The organism is Duganella sp. Root336D2 (genome assembly GCF_001425005.1).
Classification (GTDB): domain Bacteria; phylum Pseudomonadota; class Gammaproteobacteria; order Burkholderiales; family Burkholderiaceae_D; genus Rugamonas.
Genome location: NZ_LMDB01000039.1, coordinates 206,328 through 225,074 on the forward strand (window position 1 = coordinate 206,328; position 18,747 = coordinate 225,074).

The window sequence follows — 18,747 nt, forward strand, 5'->3', positions numbered from 1 at the left end:
CGAACATCGCCGCAAGGCCGCCATGATCCACGCCGCCTTCCCCAAGCTGCTGTCGTCGCAGATCGCGTTCGACATCGCGCGCACCATCCGCGAGGGGTTCGACAAGCACTACCGCCTGTTCCGCCAGGCGGCGCAGGCGGCCAAGCGGCATTTCGAGCAGGGCGACTGGGCGGTGGCCCAGGTCGCGGCGCGCGAACGGATCGACTTTTACGACAAGCGCGTGCAGGAATGCGTGCAGATGCTGGAGGACGAGTACGATCCGTCCGAGCTGACCGATGAAGTGTGGCGCGAACTCAAGCTGCACTACATCGGCATGCTGTCCGGCCACAAGCAGCCGGAGTTGGCGGAGACCTTTTTCAATTCCGTGTGCTGCAATATCCTGCACCGCTCCTACTTCCACAACGAGTTCATTTTCGTGCGCCCGGTGGTGTCGACCGAGTACATCGATACCGAAGAAGTTGCGCCCACCTACCGCGTGTATTACCCGGGCCAGGATGGCCTGACCTTCACGCTCAAGCGCATCGTCACCAACTTCCAGCTCAACACACCGTTCGCCAACCTGTCGCGCGACGTGGCGCTGGTGGAAGAACGGCTGTCCGACCTGTTCGGCGAACCGGAGCCGAATGCGCAGATCCAGGTCCTTTCCAGCCTGTTCTTCCGCAACAAGGGCGCCTACATCGTAGGGCGCGCCATCAACGGCAGCCGCGAGTTGCCTTTCGTGGTGCCGATCCTGCACAACAAGAACAGGCAACTGGTGCTGGATGCGGTGCTGACGGAGCAGCAGGATATCGTGCTGCTGTTCTCCTTCACGCGCGCCTACTTCCTGGTCGATATGGAAGTGCCATCGGCCTACGTGCAGTTCCTGCGCAACCTGCTGCCGCTGAAGCCGCGCAGCGAGATCTACACCATCCTTGGCCTGCAGAAGCAAGGCAAGAATGCCTTCTACCGCGACTACCTGCAGCACCTGAAGCACTCGTCCGACCTGTTCGCGATTGCGCCCGGCATCCGCGGCCTGGTGATGCTGGTGTTCGCGCTGCCGTCCTTCCCCTACGTATTCAAGGTGATCAAGGACTTCTACCCGGCGCCGAAGGAAACCACGCGCGAGCAGATCAAAGGCAAATACCTGCTGGTGAAACACCACGACCGGGTGGGCCGCATGGCAGACACGCTGGAATACTCCAACGTCGCCTTCCCGCGCAACCGCTTCAGCGAAGAGCTGGTGATGGAGCTGAAGCACTTCGCCCCTTCGCTGATCGAGGAAGAAGGCGACCAGCTGGTGATCAAGCACCTGTACATCGAACGCCGCATGGTGCCGCTGAACATGTTCCTGTCGCACGCCGATGAGGTGGGCGACGAAGCGGCGCTGGAGCACGGCATCGTCGAATACGGCAACGCCATCAAGGACCTGGTGGCCGCCAATATCTTCCCGGGCGACATGCTATACAAGAATTTCGGCGTCACCCGTCATAAGCGTGTCGTTTTCTACGACTACGATGAAATTGAATACCTCACGGACTGCAACTTCCGTGTGATTCCGGCGCCGCGCAACGAGGAGGATGAAATGTCCGCCGAGCCGTGGTACCCCATCGGAAAGCACGACGTGTTCCCCGAGCAGTTCGACAAATTCTTGCTGGGGAACGCGAACATCCGAAAATACTTTATGAAGCACCACGCCGAACTGCTCTCGCCCCACTGGTGGGCCAGGAAAAAAGAGCTGATCGCCAGTGGCGTCATTGAGGACGTGTTCCCGTATCCCCAGCACGTCCGTTTCCGCAACCGAGATTCGCTGCCCGAGGCGGCGAAGCAAGCAACACCTTCCCTTTTGGAGACCTTTGAAAATGAATGACCCAATCGTAATCGTTGGCGCAGCCCGTACCCCAATGGGTGCCTTCCAGAGCGACTTCGCCAGCCTGAGCGCCAATGACCTGGGCGCGGTAGCCATCAAGGCCGCCGTCGAACGCGCAGGCATCAAGCCGGAAGCTGTCGAACACGTCTACTTCGGCAACTGCCTGATGGCGGGCCAGGGCCAGGCTCCTGCACGCCAGGCTTCGATCAAGGCCGGCCTGCCGGTATCCGCCGGCGCCGTGACCCTGTCCAAGATGTGCGGCTCCGCCATGCAGGCGGCGATCTTCGCCTACGACGCCCTGGCGGCCGGCAGCGCGGAAGTGATCGTGGCCGGCGGCATGGAGTCCATGACCAACGCCCCTTACCTGGTTCCCAAGGCACGCGGCGGCTACCGCATCGGCCACGGCATGATGTTCGACCACATGATGTACGACGGCCTGGAAGACGCCTACACGCGCGACGCCAAGACCGGCGCCGGCCGTTCCATGGGCACCTTCGCCGAACAGTGCTCCGCTGCCTACAAGTTCACCCGCGAAGCGCAGGACAACTTCGCCATCGAATCCGTCAAGCGCGCGCAGGCAGCGCAGGCATCCGGCGCCTTCAACTGGGAAATCACGCCGGTGACCGTATCCGGCCGCGCCGGCGACGTGGTGATCGACAAGGATGAAGGCCCGCTGAAAGCCAGGATCGAAAAGATCCCGGCGCTGAAGCCGGCCTTTGCCAAAGACGGCACCATCACCGCCGCATCGTCTTCCTCGATCAACGACGGCGCTGCCGCACTGGTCATGATGCGCGAATCCACCGCCAAGAAGCTGGGCGCCAACGTGATCGCCAAGGTCACCGGCCACGCCACCAACTCCCTTGTGCCGGAACAGTTCACCACCGCTCCAGTGGGCGCGATCCAGAAGCTGCTGGCCAAGACCGGCTGGAAAGTCAGCGACGTTGACCTGTTCGAGATCAATGAAGCCTTCGCCGCCGTGCCAATGGCAGCGATGCACGACCTGGACATCCCGCACAGCAAGGTCAACGTGCACGGCGGCGCCTGCGCCCTGGGCCACCCGATCGGCGCCACCGGCGCGCGCATCATCACCACCCTGATCGGCGCACTGAAAGCCAAGGGCGGCAAGAAGGGCGTGGCAGCGCTGTGCATCGGCGGCGGCGAGGCCACCGCCATGGGCATCGAGCTGGTGTAAGCAGGATGGCGCTGGCACTCGTTATCGGCGCCTCGCGCGGCATCGGCCTGGAACTGGTTCGCCAGTACCTGGCCGACGGCTGGCGCGTGATCGCCACGGCCCGCAGCAAGGAAGATGTCGCCATGCTGGCCGAAATGGGTGCCGAAGCCCATAAGCTGGATGTAACAAACCTGGAAGCCGTGGCCGGCATGGGCTGGAAACTGGATGGCGAAGAGCTGGACGTCGCCATCCTGAACGCCGGCGTGTATGGCCCGCGCAGCGACGGCTTTCCGATGCAGGCGGATTTCGACTCCGTCATGCACATCAACGTGCTGTCGGCAATGCGGCTGCTGCCGATCATCGCGCCGCTGGTGTGCGCGGGACGCGGCAAGCTGGCGGTGATGTCGTCGCGCATGGGTTCCCTCAGCGAGCGCCAGGGTTCCACCGGCTCGCTGTACCGCGCCAGCAAGGCCGCGCTGAACTCCGTGCTGGTCGACACCGCACACCAGTTCGGCCCGCAGGGCGCCACTTGCGTGGCCTTGCACCCGGGCTGGGTGCGCACCGATATGGGCGGCGCCGGCGCCGCGCTGGCGGTTGAAGAAAGCGTGCGCGGACTGCGCAAGGTGCTGGCCGAACTGCCAGCGTCCGAACAAGCCGTCTACCGAGACTATGACGGTTCACCTATTGGCTGGTAAAACTAAAACATGATCCTCAACGAACAACACGAAATGATCCGCGACGCGCTGCGCGCGTTTTCGCAGGAGCGCCTGGCGCCCAACGCAGCACGCTGGGACAAGGAACACCACTTCCCGAAAGAAGAGCTGAAGGAGCTGGCGGCGCTGGGCGCCTTCGGCGTCGCCGTGCCGGAAGAACTGGGCGGTGCGGGCCTCGATTACGTGTCGCTGGCCCTGGTACTGGAAGAAATCGCGGCCGGCGATGGCGGCACATCGACTGTGATCTCCGTGAACAACTGCCCGGTGTGCAGCATCGGCATGATGTACGCCAACGAGCAGCAGAAGCAGCAGTGGCTGCGCCCACTGGCGCAAGGCGAGATGCTGGGCGCCTTCGCCCTGACCGAGCCGCACACCGGCAGCGATGCCGCCGCCCTGCGCACCACCGCAACCCGCGATGGCGACGACTACATCATCAACGGCACCAAGCAGTTCATCACTTCCGGCAAGCATGCCGACGTGGCGATCGTGTTTGCCGTGACCGACAAGGCAGCCGGCAAGAAGGGCATCAGCGCGTTCTGGGTGCCGACCAACACCGCGGGCTATATCGTGGCCGGCATCGAACACAAGATGGGCCAGCACTCGTCCGACACCGCCCAGATCCTGTTCGAAAACTGCCGCGTACCGGCAGCGAACATGATCGGCGAAGCGGGCCAGGGCTACAAGATCGCCCTGTCCGGCCTGGAAGGCGGCCGTATCGGCATCGCCTCGCAATCGGTTGGCATGGCGCGTTCCGCGTTTGAAGCGGCCCTGAAGTACGCGCGCGAGCGCGAATCCTTCGGCAAGCCGATCTTCGAGCACCAGTCGGTGCAGTTCAAGCTGTCGGAAATGGCGATGCAGCTGGAAGCGGCGCGCCAGCTGATCTGGCACGCCGCCTCGTTGAAGGACGCTGGCCAGCCCTGCCTGAAAGAGGCGGCGATGGCCAAGCTGTTCGCCTCCGAGATGGCGGAACGGGTCTGCTCCGACGCGATCCAGATCCACGGCGGCTACGGCTACACCGCGGACTTCCCGGTGGAACGCATCTACCGCGACGTGCGCGTGTGCCAGATCTACGAAGGTACCAGCGACATCCAGAAACTGCTGATCGCCCGCGCGCTGTAAGGCAGCGGGCCCCCGGCCAGGAGCTCAGCCAGGAGCCGCTTCACAAAATGTATCGCTTTGTCGGATTTCAAGTGCATATATGCCATGTGCTTGTAGCTCTTATAAAATGTCCGCCATAAGGAGAAAGACATGGTTCAAGTGATGTTGGTGGAAGACGATGAGCGCCTGGCCGAGCTGGTCACCGAGTACCTGGCGGGCTACGAGTTCAAGGTCGACGTGGTGCCGCGCGGTGATGAGGCCCTGCCGCGCTTCAAGGCAGCCAATCCCGACGTCGTGGTGCTGGACCTGATGTTGCCCGGCATGGACGGCATGAAGGTCAGCCAGCAGATCCGCGACATCAGCGACGTGCCGATCCTGATCATGACCGCGCGCGAGGACTCCTACGACGAGGTGTCGCTGCTGGAACAGGGCGCCGATGATTTCATCAACAAGCCGGTACAGCCGCGCGTGCTGCTGGCGCGCCTGCGCGCGTTGCTGCGCCGCCGCCAGGGCAAGTCGGAAGTGGACCAACTGGCCTTTGGCCAATTAAGCATTGCCACCAGCGACCGTTCGGTCACCTGGCGCGGCCAGCCTTGCCCGCTTTCGAACACCGAGTACAAGCTGCTGCTGGTGCTGGCGGAATCGGCCGGCACGGTGCTGTCGCGCGATGCGCTGCTGAAGACCATGCGCGGCATTGAATTCGATGGGCTGGACCGCTCGATCGATAACTCGATTTCGAAACTGCGCCGCAAGTTCGACGATACGGATGGTGAGAAAATCAAGACCGTCTGGGGCGAAGGGTACCTGTTCTCGCCGTCGGCCTGGAATTAAAGCAGCCTATTCAAACAGCGGGGCAATCGCCAGCGGCGTATTCTGGCTGACGACCTGGCCCTGCGCCGACCAGTCGGCGAAGCGGTAAGTCGCGGTGCGGTAAGTACCGAGCGTTTCGCCGTCAAAGGCCGGCCCGTCCACCACGGGCAGCGGCGCTTCCCGCGGTCCATACTTCGCCTGCACCAGCGCATCCGCGCGATTGCCGAACACAAACCGCACGCCGCCGCACTTCTTCGAACCATATGAGGCATCGATGTAGCGCTGGTAAGCCAGCGCCTGCTCGCACGCCGCCTGCAGGTCGGCCGATTCGTAAATGCCATCGTTGCGCGCAATGATCGTGACGCGCGGGGCAAAGCGGTAGCCGGCCATACGGCGGTTCAGCGCCAGCACGGCGTTATCGTCATAAGCAGCCTTCAGCAGCGGGAACACGGCGCGCCCGGTGGCGTCGAGCGGCAGGTTAAGCTGGGTATTCTTGCCGGTCAGCGTCAGGTGCAAGCCTTCCAGCGACGACGAAGGATCGCGCGGCCTGACTTCGTAATGGATCTGCAGGAAGTTCTTCGGCTTGCCGTATTTGGCGAACACCACCATCTGCTTATAGGCGTCGCGATAGCTGACCCACTCCTCCTGCGCCTGGGCGGCGCAGGACACCACCGCCAGGCATACAGCCGGCAGCGTGGTGCGGAGCAAGGTCAGGGTTTTCATCAGAATCGGTAAGCCAGGGCAGTTGAAACGGAATAATTGGCAGCCCGCTCGACCAGCGGGCTGTCTTTTGCATCACCGGCCAGGCGGTTGACCGTAGCGCCGGAGGTCAGCATCCAGCTTGGGCTCAGCGCCCAATTCCAGCGCACGCCGGCGCGCACGTCCTGCACACCGGCGCCAGGACGGTAATAGCCACGCGTGCCGGCGCGCTCGGCTTCTTCCTCGGTCACGCCGAACCAGGTTTCGCTGTAGGCACGGTTGGCCACGGAAACGCCGGCCGACAGCACGACGGTATGGTGGGGCGCCACATCGACCATCATGTACTGCAAGGAGGTGTGCAGGCGCGCGCCATTACGCTCCTTTCCGCTGCCATAAGTCAGGGTATTGGTCAGGCGCAGCTTGGGCGACAGGTAATAGTTGAAGAAGCCGCCGGCCAGGATGCGGCGCTTGACCACGTCCATATTGCGCAGCCGGTTAGGGTCGAGCTCCTCACGCTCACTGAATTCGCCGGGGCGCAGGCTGGTATAGGCCATGCGTGTGCTGGAGCCTTCGCTGACGCCGCTGAAACTGAAGGAGACGCCACCTTGGTCGCGGCGCGGCGACAGCGCCAGCATCGGGCCGAATTCCATCGAAGGCGACTGCGACAGGTGCCAGCCCAGGGCGGTGCCAGAGACGAAAATGCCGTTGCTCCACTGGACCTGCAGCACCGGCATGGCCAGGGTGCGGTTATCGCTCGAACCGTCGTAGCGGGGGACTGACTGGGCGCCAATACCAATAAACATATCCCGGCTGCCGTCCGGCATCGGGTTGGTGGCCGGCGTCTGTGCAGCTACGGTGCTGCAGGCGCTGGCAATGGCGAGGAACAGGTACTGTCGCATATAAGGCTACCTACGGTTGGGATAGCCGCACATTTTAAATGCAATACTGGCCCAAGCCGCTAAAACGCTCAGCTCCCGATGAATTTCACTGTTGTATCGAGGCGATCTACAACAATGATCGAGACAGGCGAGAAAACGGCGGCGATGCACATCATTGTCGGAAGCGGCGGAGTAGTCTTGTAATTGACCAGCATCACGCCGCCGCTCATTGTCACCTTCTCGATTGCAAAACTGGTGCAGGCGGCGACATAGCCCGGGGTCACGGCCAGCACCATCTTGCGGCTGAAGTCGACCGTGGGCACTGCGGGCGCTGTAGTCGTGTTCTGGTAAGCGCGGCTCCACAGCTTTTCCAGGCTGTCGTTGTCGCGCACCACGAAAGTCTCCGGATTCTGCAGGGCGGAATGCCCAAGGTTTGCCAACTGTTCAAACGCCATGGGACCATCGGCGACGACCGGTGCAGCAGCCAGGGTTCGCGAGGACGGACCACCACCACCACCGCAGGCGGCGAGGCACAGGGCGCCCAATAAGGGCAGGCAGCGAATGATCAGGTTCATGGCGGGATTCTCCTGGCGATGGTGTGATCTTAGATAAGTCGGCGCTGGAAATCCGCCCTGAGCTGTACGCTTTTTGTCGGAAATTTGTACGCCAATTCGCTGCAGGCCCTTGTTTCTTATACAATGCGCCTTGATGAATCGCCTGTTCTTCCGTTTTTTCATACTGGTGATGCTGTCCATCAGTGCGGCGGCATTCATCGTCTATTTCGCGATCAATCGCCTGTTCGGCGACCCGCTGGACTCGATTGCGCGGCGCCAGGCCGCGGCCCAGATCTTCCTCCTCGAGCAGTACATCGACCAGGCGCCGGCCGACCAGTGGCTGGACCGCCTGAACAAGGTGCGCGAAGTTTCCGGCGTACGTTTCGAACTGGTGCCGCTGGGCGACGTGCGGCGGCAGCTCACCGGCATCGACGCGGCCGGCTTCGAGCGCGGCGACGTGGTGCTGGATATCAGCCGCAAGGCCTTCTACCGGCGTGTCGACCTGGTGGGCGAGCGCTATATCGGCAGTAACGAGGAAGCGCTGGTGGCGCAGGACCTGCCGATCGATATCGGCTTTGCGCTGTCGATGGAGGCGGTACGCTACCTGATCGTGGCCCTGGTGCTGCTGATCCCGATCGCGGCATGGTCGCGCGCGCACTGGCAGGGGCTGCAGCAGCTGTCCGACGTGGCCGACCGCTTCGGCGGCGGAGAACTGGGGGCGCGCGCGCATATGGAGCCCAAGGACAGCATCTACCCGCTGGCCGAGCGTATCAACCACATGGCCGACCGCATCGAACGGCTGCTCGATTCGCAGCGCAACCTGCTGCATTCGGTGGGGCACGAGATCCGCACTCCGATCGCACGCCTGGAATTCGCACTGGAACTGCTGCGCGATGCGGCGGAGAACCCGGCCCTGGACAAGCGCATCAACGCCATGGAAGGCGACTTGCGCGAACTGAAAGAGCTGGTCAACGAACTGCTTGGCATGACCCGCCTGGATGCTGAACCGCACCTGCAGCGCCGCGCGTTTGACCTCGGCTCGGCGCTGGCCCACTGCAGCGAAACCCTGCCGCCATCCGAGGGCATGGCGCTGGAAATGGCGCTGGGTACGTCGCTGGGACAGTTCAGCGGCGACCAGCGCCTGCTGGAACGCGCGGTCGGCAACCTGCTGCGCAATGCGCTCAAGTACGGCACGCGCTCGGTGCGCTTGGGGGCGGCCAGGATGGGCAGCGTGGTGCAGGTGGTGGTCGAGGACGACGGGCCCGGCATCCCGCACGCCGAGCGCGAACGCATTTTCGAGCCCTTTTACCGCCTCGACCGCAGCCGCGACCGCAATACGGGCGGCTTTGGTTTAGGGTTATCCATCGCGCGCAAGGCGGTACAGCTGCACGGCGGCACCCTGGTAGTTGGCAGCTCAGCACTGGGCGGGGCGCGCTTCACGATTACCTTGCCGGCCTAGCAGGCAGTCTTGGTTTGCAGGCGGTGCGGGGCCTTGGTCTGCTCCCCGCGCCCGACCCGTTCGAACTCCGAAATGACCTGGGCGCCGAACAGCAGCAGGGTGGCGCCAATCTCCAGGCTGAACATGACGACGATCGCGGTGGTCATCGAGCCATACACCAGGTTCACCTGCGACAGGGTGGTGAAGTACCAGACCAGCACATGGCGCGCAATTTCCCACAATGCGGTGGCGGTCGCGCCGCCAATCAGCGCATGCGAGAGCGACAGGCGGCCCACCGGCATCACCAGGTAGATGGAGCTCAGCATAAGCACCTCGCCGGCCAGGCCCAGCAGGTAAAGCAGCACGCCGGACAAGCCATGCAGCGACCATTCGTAGCCGAACAGGTGCACAGTTTCCTCGCCGATGACTTGCAGGCTGCCTGCGACGAGGGTCATCACCAGCGCACCGATGCCGAGGAACAGGATATAGCAGTAAGGCAGGACGGCCGATACCAGGTAGTGGCGGCGGCGCACCTTGGCGCGGTGCAGGAAGATGAAGCACATGGCATTTTCCAGCACCGAAAAAGCCAGGGAGCTAAAGAACAGCATCACCAGCACCAGCGCCCAGCCCACCAGTTCCCGATGGTCGAGGAAATGGCCGACCTCAGCCACCACGGCCTGCGACTGGCCGGGAATCAGCCATTCAAGGTAGCGGCCGATGATTTGCAGCAGTTCCTGCTGCGGAATGATGTGGGAAAGCGCCACCACCACCAGCATCAGCAGCGGGACGATGGACAGCAGCGAGTAGTAGGCCACGGCGCCGGCCAGCAGCAACCCCTGGTTGGCCCGGAAACCCTTCAGGCACCGGAGGGCGAAGTCCAGGGGATGCGCCAGCACAAAAGCCACCGCCCTGTGCTTGAGTATGCGCATCGCCCCATTCTACGCCGAAGTCTGTGGACGAGCCTGTGTCACACTTGGGGTGTGACCCCAAGGTGTGACACGGGCTCTGCTGTGGGGCTAGGAGACAGCGGGTTCGAGCAGGGTGAGGGTTTGGCGGTCGGTGTCGAGCCGGGCGCGGATGCCCATTGGGAGTGTGAACTGGTTGCGGATATGGCCGAAGCTGTAGCCGGTGACCGCTGGCACTTTTAGTGGCTTGAGGTGCTGGTCGGTGGTCTCATCCAGCGTCAGGGATATATCGCTGTCCTGCGGGCCGCAGTTTTCACAAATGCCGAGCATGACGCCGGCGGCCTTGTCGAACTTCTGGCTGAGCTGGAGCTGCATCAGCATGCGGTCGATCCGGTACGGGGCTTCGTTCACTTCTTCCAGGAACAGGATGCCGCCTTGGTAATTGCTGGCGTATTCGGTGCCGACCAGGGCACTGACCAGGCACAGGTTGCCGCCAGTTAGCGGGCCTTCGCATACGCCGGGCACCACGGTGCGCAGCGCGTAGTGCGGTTCTTCCTCTGCCTTGCGGCTGTTTTCCAGCGCCATCGGGATGGTGTATTCGTCTTCCGGGTGCATCAGCACATTCAACAATTGGGTCGTCGTATAGTCTGAGAAGGTGGAAGAGGCTACCGGACCGTGGAAAGTCACCAGCCCGACTTTCTTCTGGATTGCCAGGTGCAGCGCCGTGATGTCGGAATAGCCGATCAGGACCTTGGGATTGCGGCGAATCAGCTCGTAGTCGAGGTGCTCGAGTAACTGGAGGCAGCCGGAACCGCCGCGAATCGCCCAGATGGCGTTCACGTCCGGATCGGCAAACATGGCATGCAGGTCGTCCAGCCGCTGCTGGGGGAGGCCGCCATAGTTGCCGTACACAGCCTCGAGATTGCGGCCCAGCTTGACGTGGAAACCCAGCGATTGGATATTCTTGATGGCCCTGGCGATCGCCGGGGCGTCGGTATGGCCGCCGGGGGCGACCAGGCCTACGGTATCGCCGGCGGTCAGACGCGGTGGCTTGACCAGTGCCGCTTTCTTCATGGTTTGCTTTCGGGAAACAGGATGGCTGCCGGCCGCTGCCGACACTGCGGGGAGTGCGGCAGCGGCCAGGGCGGCCGCCACGATGCGGCCAAAACTGCGCCGGGTAATCACATCAGTAGAACTTGTATTTCGCGTTGAGTGCGAAGGAGCGGCCACGGCCGTCCGCCACGCGCGGGTCCCAGCCGGCACCCACCACTTCGTCCACATTGTGGGCGGTGAAGGGCGGGTCGGTGTCGAACAGGTTCTGGATGCCGGCTGTGATCGTGGTGTTCTTGAAGCCGGTGTACGTGCCGGAAATACCGAAGATGCTGTAGTGCCTGACCTGCGGGTCGAAGCCGGCCGGCGGCGTGCCTTTGCCGCCGTTCGGCAGCTGGTCGGCGTAGTGCGATCCGAACTTGTTGTTGAACAGGACGCTCCAGTCGCCGCGCGAAACCGTCAGGCCGGCGTTGTGCTTCCAGCGCAGGTAGACGTCGCGGGTAGCGAACTGGCCCACTTGCTCGACGAAGGGCTGGCCTTCGAATTCGGCGAACTTGAACGACTGCATCCAGGTGCCGTCGAGGGTGGCGCTGGTCTTGTAGCCGCCGAACTTGGCGTCGTAGCGTAAGCCCAGGTCGAGGCCGCGTGTTTTCAGGCCGGCGGCATTGATCCAGCCCGCTTCCACGTGATCGATCGCGCCGGTCTGCGGGTTGCGGATGATGTAGTCGTTCAGGTATTGCCAGTTTTTCAGCACGACTTGCGGCGTGCGGTTCAGGATGCGGTCCGTGACATTGATCGCCCAGTAGTCGAGCGAGGCGGTGAAGCCGGTGAACGGTGCCACCACCATGCCAAGCGTGCCTTGCTTGGAGGTTTCCGGCTTCAGGCGCGGATTTCCGCCGGAGAAATAGTTCAGCCGTGGAATCGCGCAGAAGGCCGGATCGCCTGGATGCTGGGCGCAGCCTTCCTGGTCGATCACGCCATTGGGCAACTCGCCCAGCAGGCGGCCGGAGTAGAGCTGGGTAAAGCTCGGCGCCAGGAAGCCTTCCGAGGCGGAGCCGCGGAACATCAGGTTCTGCGAGGGCTGCCAACGGAACGATATCTTCGGATTGGTGGTGGAACCGAACACCGAGTAATGGTCGCGCCGCACGGCCAGCTGCACTTCCAGGTCTTTGACGACCGGGATAATCATTTCCGCGTACACGGCCTTTACATTGCGGCTGACCCTGTCCTGGTTGGCGTTGCCTGGCGCGAGCAGCAGCTTGCCTGCATCCACATCCTGCGCAAACTCATAACTCTCCTTGCGCAGGTCGAAGCCGGCCGCCATCATCACGGCGCCCGCCGGAAGCTGGAACACCTCGCCCGAGATCGAGCCGTCGAGCTGGGTCATGGTGGTCTTGCCATGCTGCAGGCGGCCACGGAACTTGGTCGATTCGATCAGGCTCATGGCTTCGTCAGTCTGGCTCTGTCCAGGCAGCAGCCAGGGGTTGATCTTGCCGCTGCCGAGGGCCGAGTAGATCTGGCTGGTCCAGCCGTAGCCGTCGATCAGGTCGGTCCTGGTGCTGCTCTGGGCGCGCGACAGGCCGACTTTGTAGTCGTATTTTCCGGCCAGAAGGCCTTCCAGACCGACCAGGCCGCGCAGGTTTTCGGTGACATTCTGCTGGGTGCGCTTGCCCCATGGAGTCGAGCGCCATTTGTAGATGATCGGCTTGGTCGTGTCGTAGGCCGGGATGAACTGGCTCATGTCCAGGTAGTACGGACCATTGACCGGATAGGCAGAACCATTGTCCAGCCGCGTTGAAATCTGCACCGGCGTCAGTTCGGCCGTGGCTTTGGTGCGTGAACCCAGCAGTTCCGCGAACAGCTTGTGATCGGGACTCAACTGGAAAGTCGCGCGCGACACGGCGTTGGTACGTTCGACCGGGAAGCTGATCACATAGTCCGCACCATAGTCGTAGGCGCAGGAATACCTGGTGCGGGTCGGTGCCGTAACGTCTTTCCACAGGCCGGTCTGGTACTGCGACATGCCGGGAATGCTGTCGCATTTGCCCTGGAAGCTCAACGGGCTGGCTTGCAGGTAGGTGGTATTGTCGCCCGCGACCTTGAAGCCGGTACCCAACGCCGTACCGGCGCCGGTCAGTACATTGGCATACGGCGTGCCGGTGGTGTCCGGCGACAAGCCGCGCTCCGGCTGGAAGCCGTTGGCGAAATCGCGCTGCCTGGACGACAGCTTGTCGTCGACATCGTGCGTGACGCTGGCCATCACATTCCAGCCCTGTTCGCGCAGGTTGCCGATGCCGCCCAGCAGGGAGTAGCGGCGCTGCATGCCGCCGCCGGCTTCGGTGGCGTTATAGCTCACGCTCGCTTCGACGCCGGTGTAATCGGTCCGCAGGATGAAGTTGACCACGCCGCCAATCGCATCGGTACCATAGATCGCGGAAGCGCCGTCCTTCAGGATTTCCACGCGCTGGATGGCGCCCAGTGGGATCGAGTTCAGGTCGACGGCTTTGCCGGAGGCGCCGTGGTTGCCCACGCGGCGGCCGTTCAGCAGCACCAGCGTGGCGTTCGGGCCCAGGCCCCGCAGGGAGGCGAAAGAAGCGCCGCCGGATACGCGGTCGGCATCGGCGCCGAATACGTTGTTACCCGACGTCATGTTGTCAGCGCCGGTGCCGTTGGCGGAAATGCTGCGCAGCAGGTCTTCGGTGCTGGTGATGCCGGCTTTCTGGATGGCGTCGAAGGTGATGACCTGGACCGGCAGGGCGCCTTCCGCCGCAACGCGTTTGATGCTGGAACCCGTAATCTCGACACGCTGCATTGGCTGCGTGGCTTCCTGTGCCATTGCTGGACTGACTACCCCGATCAACGCAACGAGTTGCGCCAGCTTCTTAATCTTCACTAGCCTCTCCCGAACAGGTGTTTTTTGCAGAGTAGCGCTATGGAAATCTTGTCATCCAATGAAAATTACTATTGCGTCCATAACTTAATGTAATGCCATGGTCACATTGCTTTTTGCTTCAATGTCCAGGTAGCGCCAATTGGTCAGTTCGACCGGATGCCGGTTGTAGTTTTTAAGCCACGGTTGCTGGATATCGGCCGAAATCGGGTGGATCAACAGCACCCAAGGGTTATACGCGTGGATCAGCTGGTTCAGCTCGCGATACAGGGCGTTGCGCTCCGGGCCATCGCTGAGCTTGCGGGCTTTCTCATAGCGGCTGTTGTAATCCGGCAGGTTGAAGCGGGCGTAGTTGGCTCGGCCGCTGTTCGGTCCCCACAGCAGCTGGAAGAAGTTGTCGCCATCCGGGAAATCGGCCACCCAGTTGGTTTCAAACATCTGCACCTTGCCCAGGCGGCTGGCCTTGATGATCTCGGTCTTCTTGTCGGTCTTGAAGCTGACCCGGATGCCGAGGGCATTCAGGTTCTTGCGCCATAGTTCGTCGCGCAGGCGGCCCACCATGGTCGGTTCGCTGTGCATCACCAGCGCCAGCGGCCGGCCATCGGGCAGGTTGCGGAAACCGTCCTTGCCGACCTTGTAGCCGAAGCGGTCCAGCAGGGCCCTGGCCAGTTTCGGATTGTAGCTGACCGGGCTGCGGTAGGCCGGGTCGTAGCCCAGCACATTGGGCGGCAGCGGGCTTTGTGCCGGGATGGCCAAGCCCTTCTTCAGCAGGGCGATGTCTTCGGGGCTGTTATAACCCAGCGCTATGGCGCGGCGCAGGGCGACCTTCTCCTTGCTGTAGCCGCCGATCACCGGGTCGTCCATGTTCATCCACATGTAATAGGTCTGCAGCACGGGGAATGGGGACAGCACCATGCCGCGCTTGGCCAGGTCGTTTTTCAGCACCGGTTTCGGCGCGGATGGGTCCAGCACCATATCGCGCATCGACTCCGGCACCTGTTCGATGTAATCGAATTCGCCATTCAGGAAGCCCAGCACGCGCGACTGGTACTCCTCCATGATCTTGACTTCGACCTTGTCGACGATGGGCAGGTGCCTGCCTTGCCAGACCTGGTGGTAGCCCTTGTTGGCGGCCAGCGTGATTTTGTCGCTGCGCTTCCATTCCTCGATGACGAAGGGGCCGCTGCCGACCGGGTGGTTGCCGACCTGGCTGCCGTAGGCATTGGTCACTTCTTTCGCCACCGCGCCGGTGGCAGGCAGGGCGAGGTAGAACAGCAGGCTCGGATCCGGTTCCTTCAGCGTCAGGCGCAGGGTGTATTTATCGAGCGCGCGCAGCTCGGCCAGTTTGCCCTCGAACATGAAAGACCAGGGCGATTTCAGCGCGGGATCGAGCAGTCGCTCAATGGCAAATTTGTAATCCGTCGCCGTAACTTCGCGCTTTTTCCCGTTAAATGCTGGATCGTCGCTGAAGAACATGCCGGGCTTCAGGTGGAAGGTCCAGACCTTGCCGCTGGCATCGCTGCTGGGCATTTCACGCAGGCTGCTTGGCGCCAGCTTCACCGGCCGCGCCTCGTAGTCGTAGCGCAGCATCGGCTCGAACAGGTTTTCCAGCAGGCTCAAACTGGCGAGGTCGGAGGCAACAGCGGGATCGAGGCCGGTTTCCCCCGTCGACAGGAAGGCGTGCAGGACTTTGTCGGCGGCCAGCGCCGCCGGAGCGGCGGTGGCAAGGACGAGAGCTGCGGCGAGAACGCGAAGTTTTATCATGCGGCGGAGCATAAGCCAGTGCGTGGCGATACGCCAGCTTATAACTTTTTTACATGAGCGCAGCGCATACTTTCATCTGCTGGCCCTATACTTTCGCTGCAAAATCGGTCATTCCACTACAAGAAGTACATCCATGTCCCTTAATTACATCTGGTCCGGGTTTTTCCTCGTCGGCTTCGCCGCCGCCATCATCCAATGGCTGTTCATGGGCGATACGGAGATCTTCAAGAAGATCATCGACGGCACGTTCGAGTCCGCCAAACTGGGTGTGATGGACATCGCCCTGCCGCTGGCCGGCGTGATGACGCTGTGGCTGGGGATCATGAACATTGGTGAAAAGGCCGGCGCCATCGGCTGGCTGGCAAAGATCATCTCGCCTTTTTTCTCGCGCATTTTTCCGGAAGTGCCGAAGGACCATCCGGCTACCGGCCACATGGTGATGAATTTCTCGGCCAACCTGCTGGGCCTCGACAATGCAGCGACTCCGTTCGGCCTGAAGGCGATGGAAAGCCTGCAGACGCTGAACCCGAACAAGGACACCGCCAGCAACGCCCAGATCATGTTCCTGGTGCTGCACACCTCGGGCCTGACCCTGATCCCGCTGGCGATCATGGCGCAGCGCGCCATCCTCGGCGCGGCCGATCCCTCGGACATCTTCATTCCCTGCATGATCGCGACGTATGCGGCAACCATCACCGGCATTATTGCCGTCGGCATCCGCCAGCGGCTGAACCTGTTCGACCCGGTGCTGCTGGCCTGGATCGGCGGCATGACCGCGGCCATTGCGGGCCTGATCTGGTATTTCACCGCCTTCCTGACGCGCGACCAGATCGAGGTGGTGTCGAAAGTGGCGTCCAACCTGATCCTGATGTCGATTATTGCCGCCTTCATCATCGGCGCCCTGCTCAAGAAGGTGAATGTGTATGACGCCTTTATCGAGGGCGCAAAAGGCGGCATCCAGACGTCGCTGACGGTGATTCCTTACCTGGTCGGCATGCTGGTGGCGATCAGCGTGCTGCGCAATGCCGGTGTGTTCGGGCTGGTAATGGATGGCTTCAACTGGGTCTTCAGTGCGCTGGGCCTGCGTACGGATTTCGTGCCTTCGCTGCCGACGGCACTGATGAAGCCTTTCAGCGGTTCCGGCTCACGCGCCATGATGATCGACGCGATGAAAACTTACGGCCCGGATTCCTTCGTCGGCCGCCTGGCTTGCATCTTCCAGGGTTCAGCGGATACTACCTTCTATATCGTGGCGCTGTATTTCGGCTCGGTCGGCATCCGCAAGACGCGCTATGCGATTTCCGCCGGCCTGATCGCGGATCTCGCGGGGGTATTGACCGCGATTGCTGTAGCCTACGTGTTTTTCGGTTAAGGATCCAACGATGCGCCGCCTGCTTCTCGCCTCACTGTTTGCCGCCATCGGCACTGCCGCCCATGCGGCCCTGCCGGAGCCGATCGCTCGCCTGGCGGCAGAGAAGGGCATCCCGGAAAGCGCGATCGGGGCGGTGGTGCTGCGCGGCGACCAGGTGCTGGTCTCGAATGAAGCAACGCGCACCTTCAATCCCGCTTCGACCATGAAGCTGTTCACCACCATGGTGGGACTGGACGTGCTGGGCCCGCAATTCCGCGGCCGCACCGAATTGCGCACCACCGGCGAAGTGGCAGGCGGCGTGCTGCACGGCGACCTGGTGCTGCGCGGCGGCGCCGATGGCGATTTCACTGCCGACGCTTTCACGCACATGCTGGAAAAATTGCGCACCAGGGGCATCCGCAGGATCGAGGGCAACCTGGTACTGGACCGCCAGCTGTGGCAGCCCGCGCGTGCCGATGCCGGCGCGCCGCCGTTCGACGAATCGCCCGAGGCTTACTACAACCTGATTCCCGATGCGCTGCTGCTGAACATGAACCTGCAGACGCTTGACATCACCTCTGATGCGAAATCGATCAAGGTGAGCGTGCTGCCGGAACTGGACAATGTGCGCGTGCGTTCGGAGCTGATGCTGGTCGACCGCGACTGCGCAAAATGGGAAGACGGCTGGAAGATTCCCGAGTATGTGCGCAATGGCTCGCAGCTGAGCATGGTGCTGAAAGGGACGTTCCCGCGCAACTGCAGCAAGGCCAACGTGATCAACGTGATGGACCGCACCGATTACGCAGAGCGCCTGTTCCGCGCGATCTGGGAGCGCCTGGGCGGCCAATTCAGCGGCCAGGCGTTCGAAGCCTCCGCCGAGCAGGCGCGCGCCCTCAATAGCGCTGCCTCGACGCTGCTGGCCGAGCATGTGAGCCGCTCCCTGCCCGAGATGGTGCGCGATACCAACAAGCTCTCCGACAACGGCCTGGCCCGCACCATCTTCCTGAGCCTGGGCAGCCTGCAGGCCGACCCGGTGCTGGGCAGCCGTCCCCTGCCTGATACGGCGCCGATGGAAATCCCGGGCGGCGCGGAAGCAGCGCCAGTACCGATGAGCACCAATGCCCGCTCGGAAATGGTGATTCGCAACTGGCTGCGCGCCCACGGCGTCGACGATGCCGGCATGGTGTTCGAAAACGGTTCCGGCCTTTCGCGCATCGAGCGCGCCAGCCCGGAACAGATGGCCGGCTTGCTGAAGGCGGCGCAGAAATCGCTGTGGGCGCCGGAGTTCCTCACCAGCCTTCCGATTGCGGCAATCGACGGCACCATGAGGCGCCGCCTGAAGGAAAGCCCGGCTGCTATGCACGCACGCGTCAAAACGGGTTCGATCAAGAACGTGGTGGCTGTCGCGGGCTACGTCCCCGACGCCAACGGCCAGCAATGCGTCGTGGTCGTTATGGTCAACCACGAGCGCGCCGGCAACGGCAACGGCCGCGCACTGGCGGACGGCATGATCGATTGGGTTTCGCGCAATTCCGCTCCGGAAGCGGTACCTGCAATGCCAAGCACACATTGAGGAGTTG

At 62.6% G+C, this 18,747-nt stretch carries 15 protein-coding genes; 8 read left to right on the top strand and 7 right to left on the bottom strand.

What is annotated here, in order from left to right; genetic code table 11:
- Positions 1 to 22: 22 nt before the first annotated feature.
- The 5 genes from aceK to ASD07_RS28990 all read left to right on the top strand — a co-directional run bounded on the left by aceK (position 23) and on the right by ASD07_RS28990 (position 5,659).
- The gene (aceK, locus tag ASD07_RS28970; RefSeq protein WP_055939069.1) at positions 23 to 1,846 is read left to right on the top strand and encodes a bifunctional isocitrate dehydrogenase kinase/phosphatase; all 1,824 of its coding nucleotides are present in this window, start codon (positions 23 to 25) and stop codon (positions 1,844 to 1,846) included.
- Positions 1,839 to 3,038: an acetyl-CoA C-acyltransferase gene (locus ASD07_RS28975; protein WP_055939072.1), complete on the top strand. Its 1,200-nt coding sequence runs from the start codon at positions 1,839 to 1,841 to the stop codon at positions 3,036 to 3,038. The genes aceK and ASD07_RS28975 overlap by 8 nt, the downstream gene beginning before the upstream one ends.
- Before the next feature lie 5 nt (positions 3,039 to 3,043).
- The gene (locus ASD07_RS28980; RefSeq protein WP_055939075.1) at positions 3,044 to 3,712 is read left to right on the top strand and encodes an SDR family oxidoreductase; all 669 of its coding nucleotides are present in this window, start codon (positions 3,044 to 3,046) and stop codon (positions 3,710 to 3,712) included.
- Between the two features lie 9 nt (positions 3,713 to 3,721).
- Positions 3,722 to 4,849, top strand: coding sequence for an acyl-CoA dehydrogenase family protein (locus tag ASD07_RS28985; RefSeq protein ID WP_055939077.1), 1,128 nt, complete (start codon positions 3,722 to 3,724; stop codon positions 4,847 to 4,849).
- Positions 4,850 to 4,978: 129 nt separating this feature from the next.
- Positions 4,979 to 5,659, top strand: a complete 681-nt coding sequence (locus ASD07_RS28990) for a response regulator (RefSeq protein ID WP_055939080.1) — start codon at positions 4,979 to 4,981, stop codon at positions 5,657 to 5,659.
- A gap of 6 nt (positions 5,660 to 5,665) precedes the next feature.
- Here ASD07_RS28990 and ASD07_RS28995 read toward each other — a convergent pair whose 3' ends face one another.
- The 3 genes from ASD07_RS28995 to ASD07_RS29005 all read right to left on the bottom strand — a co-directional run bounded on the left by ASD07_RS28995 (position 5,666) and on the right by ASD07_RS29005 (position 7,790).
- Positions 5,666 to 6,361 carry a hypothetical protein gene (locus ASD07_RS28995; protein ID WP_082507629.1) on the bottom strand — a complete coding sequence of 232 codons (696 nt, stop codon included), beginning with the start codon at positions 6,359 to 6,361 and terminating at the stop codon, positions 5,666 to 5,668.
- Positions 6,361 to 7,236, bottom strand: coding sequence for a MipA/OmpV family protein (locus ASD07_RS29000; RefSeq protein WP_055939083.1), 876 nt, complete (start codon positions 7,234 to 7,236; stop codon positions 6,361 to 6,363). The genes ASD07_RS28995 and ASD07_RS29000 overlap by 1 nt, the downstream gene beginning before the upstream one ends.
- A gap of 68 nt (positions 7,237 to 7,304) precedes the next feature.
- A complete protein-coding gene (locus ASD07_RS29005) occupies positions 7,305 to 7,790 on the bottom strand; it encodes a hypothetical protein (protein ID WP_055939087.1) in 486 nt (161 codons plus the stop codon).
- A 133-nt stretch (positions 7,791 to 7,923) separates the two neighbouring features.
- On the opposite strand from ASD07_RS29005, the gene ASD07_RS29010 reads away from it, so the two are divergent.
- The gene (locus tag ASD07_RS29010; protein ID WP_055939090.1) at positions 7,924 to 9,228 is read left to right on the top strand and encodes an ATP-binding protein; all 1,305 of its coding nucleotides are present in this window, start codon (positions 7,924 to 7,926) and stop codon (positions 9,226 to 9,228) included.
- Here the strand turns inward: ASD07_RS29010 and ASD07_RS29015 are convergent.
- From ASD07_RS29015 to ASD07_RS29030, 4 genes are all read right to left on the bottom strand, one after another.
- The gene (locus tag ASD07_RS29015) at positions 9,225 to 10,136 is read right to left on the bottom strand and encodes a YihY/virulence factor BrkB family protein (RefSeq protein WP_055939094.1); all 912 of its coding nucleotides are present in this window, start codon (positions 10,134 to 10,136) and stop codon (positions 9,225 to 9,227) included. The two genes, ASD07_RS29010 and ASD07_RS29015, sit on opposite strands and share 4 nt — an antisense overlap.
- An 87-nt stretch (positions 10,137 to 10,223) precedes the next feature.
- Entirely contained in the window at positions 10,224 to 11,297 is a 1,074-nt protein-coding gene (locus tag ASD07_RS29020) for an LD-carboxypeptidase (protein WP_055939097.1), read from the bottom strand.
- 1 nt (position 11,298) lies between these two features.
- Complete coding sequence (locus ASD07_RS29025; RefSeq protein ID WP_055939101.1) at positions 11,299 to 14,055, bottom strand: TonB-dependent receptor; 2,757 nt, start codon at positions 14,053 to 14,055, stop codon at positions 11,299 to 11,301.
- 84 nt (positions 14,056 to 14,139) lie between these two features.
- Entirely contained in the window at positions 14,140 to 15,816 is a 1,677-nt protein-coding gene (locus tag ASD07_RS29030; protein WP_055939595.1) for an ABC transporter substrate-binding protein, read from the bottom strand.
- Between the two features lie 133 nt (positions 15,817 to 15,949).
- Between ASD07_RS29030 and ASD07_RS29035 the strand changes: the two genes are divergently transcribed.
- Both ASD07_RS29035 and dacB read left to right on the top strand, forming a co-directional pair.
- Positions 15,950 to 17,188: a nucleoside recognition domain-containing protein gene (locus ASD07_RS29035; protein ID WP_055939104.1), complete on the top strand. Its 1,239-nt coding sequence runs from the start codon at positions 15,950 to 15,952 to the stop codon at positions 17,186 to 17,188.
- Positions 17,189 to 17,198: 10 nt separating this feature from the next.
- A complete protein-coding gene (dacB, locus tag ASD07_RS29040) occupies positions 17,199 to 18,740 on the top strand; it encodes a D-alanyl-D-alanine carboxypeptidase/D-alanyl-D-alanine-endopeptidase (RefSeq protein ID WP_055939109.1) in 1,542 nt (513 codons plus the stop codon).
- Positions 18,741 to 18,747: the final 7 nt, after the last annotated feature.

Excerpts from the sequence above, each read along its gene's own strand:
- aceK (WP_055939069.1), top strand. The coding sequence starts at position 23 with ATGATCCACGCCGCCTTCCCCAAGCTGCTGTCGTCGCAGATCGCGTTC.
- ASD07_RS28975 (WP_055939072.1), top strand. The coding sequence starts at position 1,839 with ATGAATGACCCAATCGTAATCGTTGGCGCAGCCCGTACCCCAATGGGT.
- ASD07_RS28980 (WP_055939075.1), top strand. The coding sequence starts at position 3,044 with ATGGCGCTGGCACTCGTTATCGGCGCCTCGCGCGGCATCGGCCTGGAA.
- ASD07_RS28985 (WP_055939077.1), top strand. The coding sequence starts at position 3,722 with ATGATCCTCAACGAACAACACGAAATGATCCGCGACGCGCTGCGCGCG.
- ASD07_RS28990 (WP_055939080.1), top strand. The coding sequence starts at position 4,979 with ATGGTTCAAGTGATGTTGGTGGAAGACGATGAGCGCCTGGCCGAGCTG.
- ASD07_RS28995 (WP_082507629.1), bottom strand. The coding sequence starts at position 6,361 with ATGAAAACCCTGACCTTGCTCCGCACCACGCTGCCGGCTGTATGCCTG.
- ASD07_RS29000 (WP_055939083.1), bottom strand. The coding sequence starts at position 7,236 with ATGCGACAGTACCTGTTCCTCGCCATTGCCAGCGCCTGCAGCACCGTA.
- ASD07_RS29005 (WP_055939087.1), bottom strand. The coding sequence starts at position 7,790 with ATGAACCTGATCATTCGCTGCCTGCCCTTATTGGGCGCCCTGTGCCTC.
- ASD07_RS29010 (WP_055939090.1), top strand. The coding sequence starts at position 7,924 with ATGAATCGCCTGTTCTTCCGTTTTTTCATACTGGTGATGCTGTCCATC.
- ASD07_RS29015 (WP_055939094.1), bottom strand. The coding sequence starts at position 10,136 with ATGCGCATACTCAAGCACAGGGCGGTGGCTTTTGTGCTGGCGCATCCC.
- ASD07_RS29030 (WP_055939595.1), bottom strand. The coding sequence starts at position 15,816 with ATGATAAAACTTCGCGTTCTCGCCGCAGCTCTCGTCCTTGCCACCGCC.
- ASD07_RS29035 (WP_055939104.1), top strand. The coding sequence starts at position 15,950 with ATGTCCCTTAATTACATCTGGTCCGGGTTTTTCCTCGTCGGCTTCGCC.
- dacB (WP_055939109.1), top strand. The coding sequence starts at position 17,199 with ATGCGCCGCCTGCTTCTCGCCTCACTGTTTGCCGCCATCGGCACTGCC.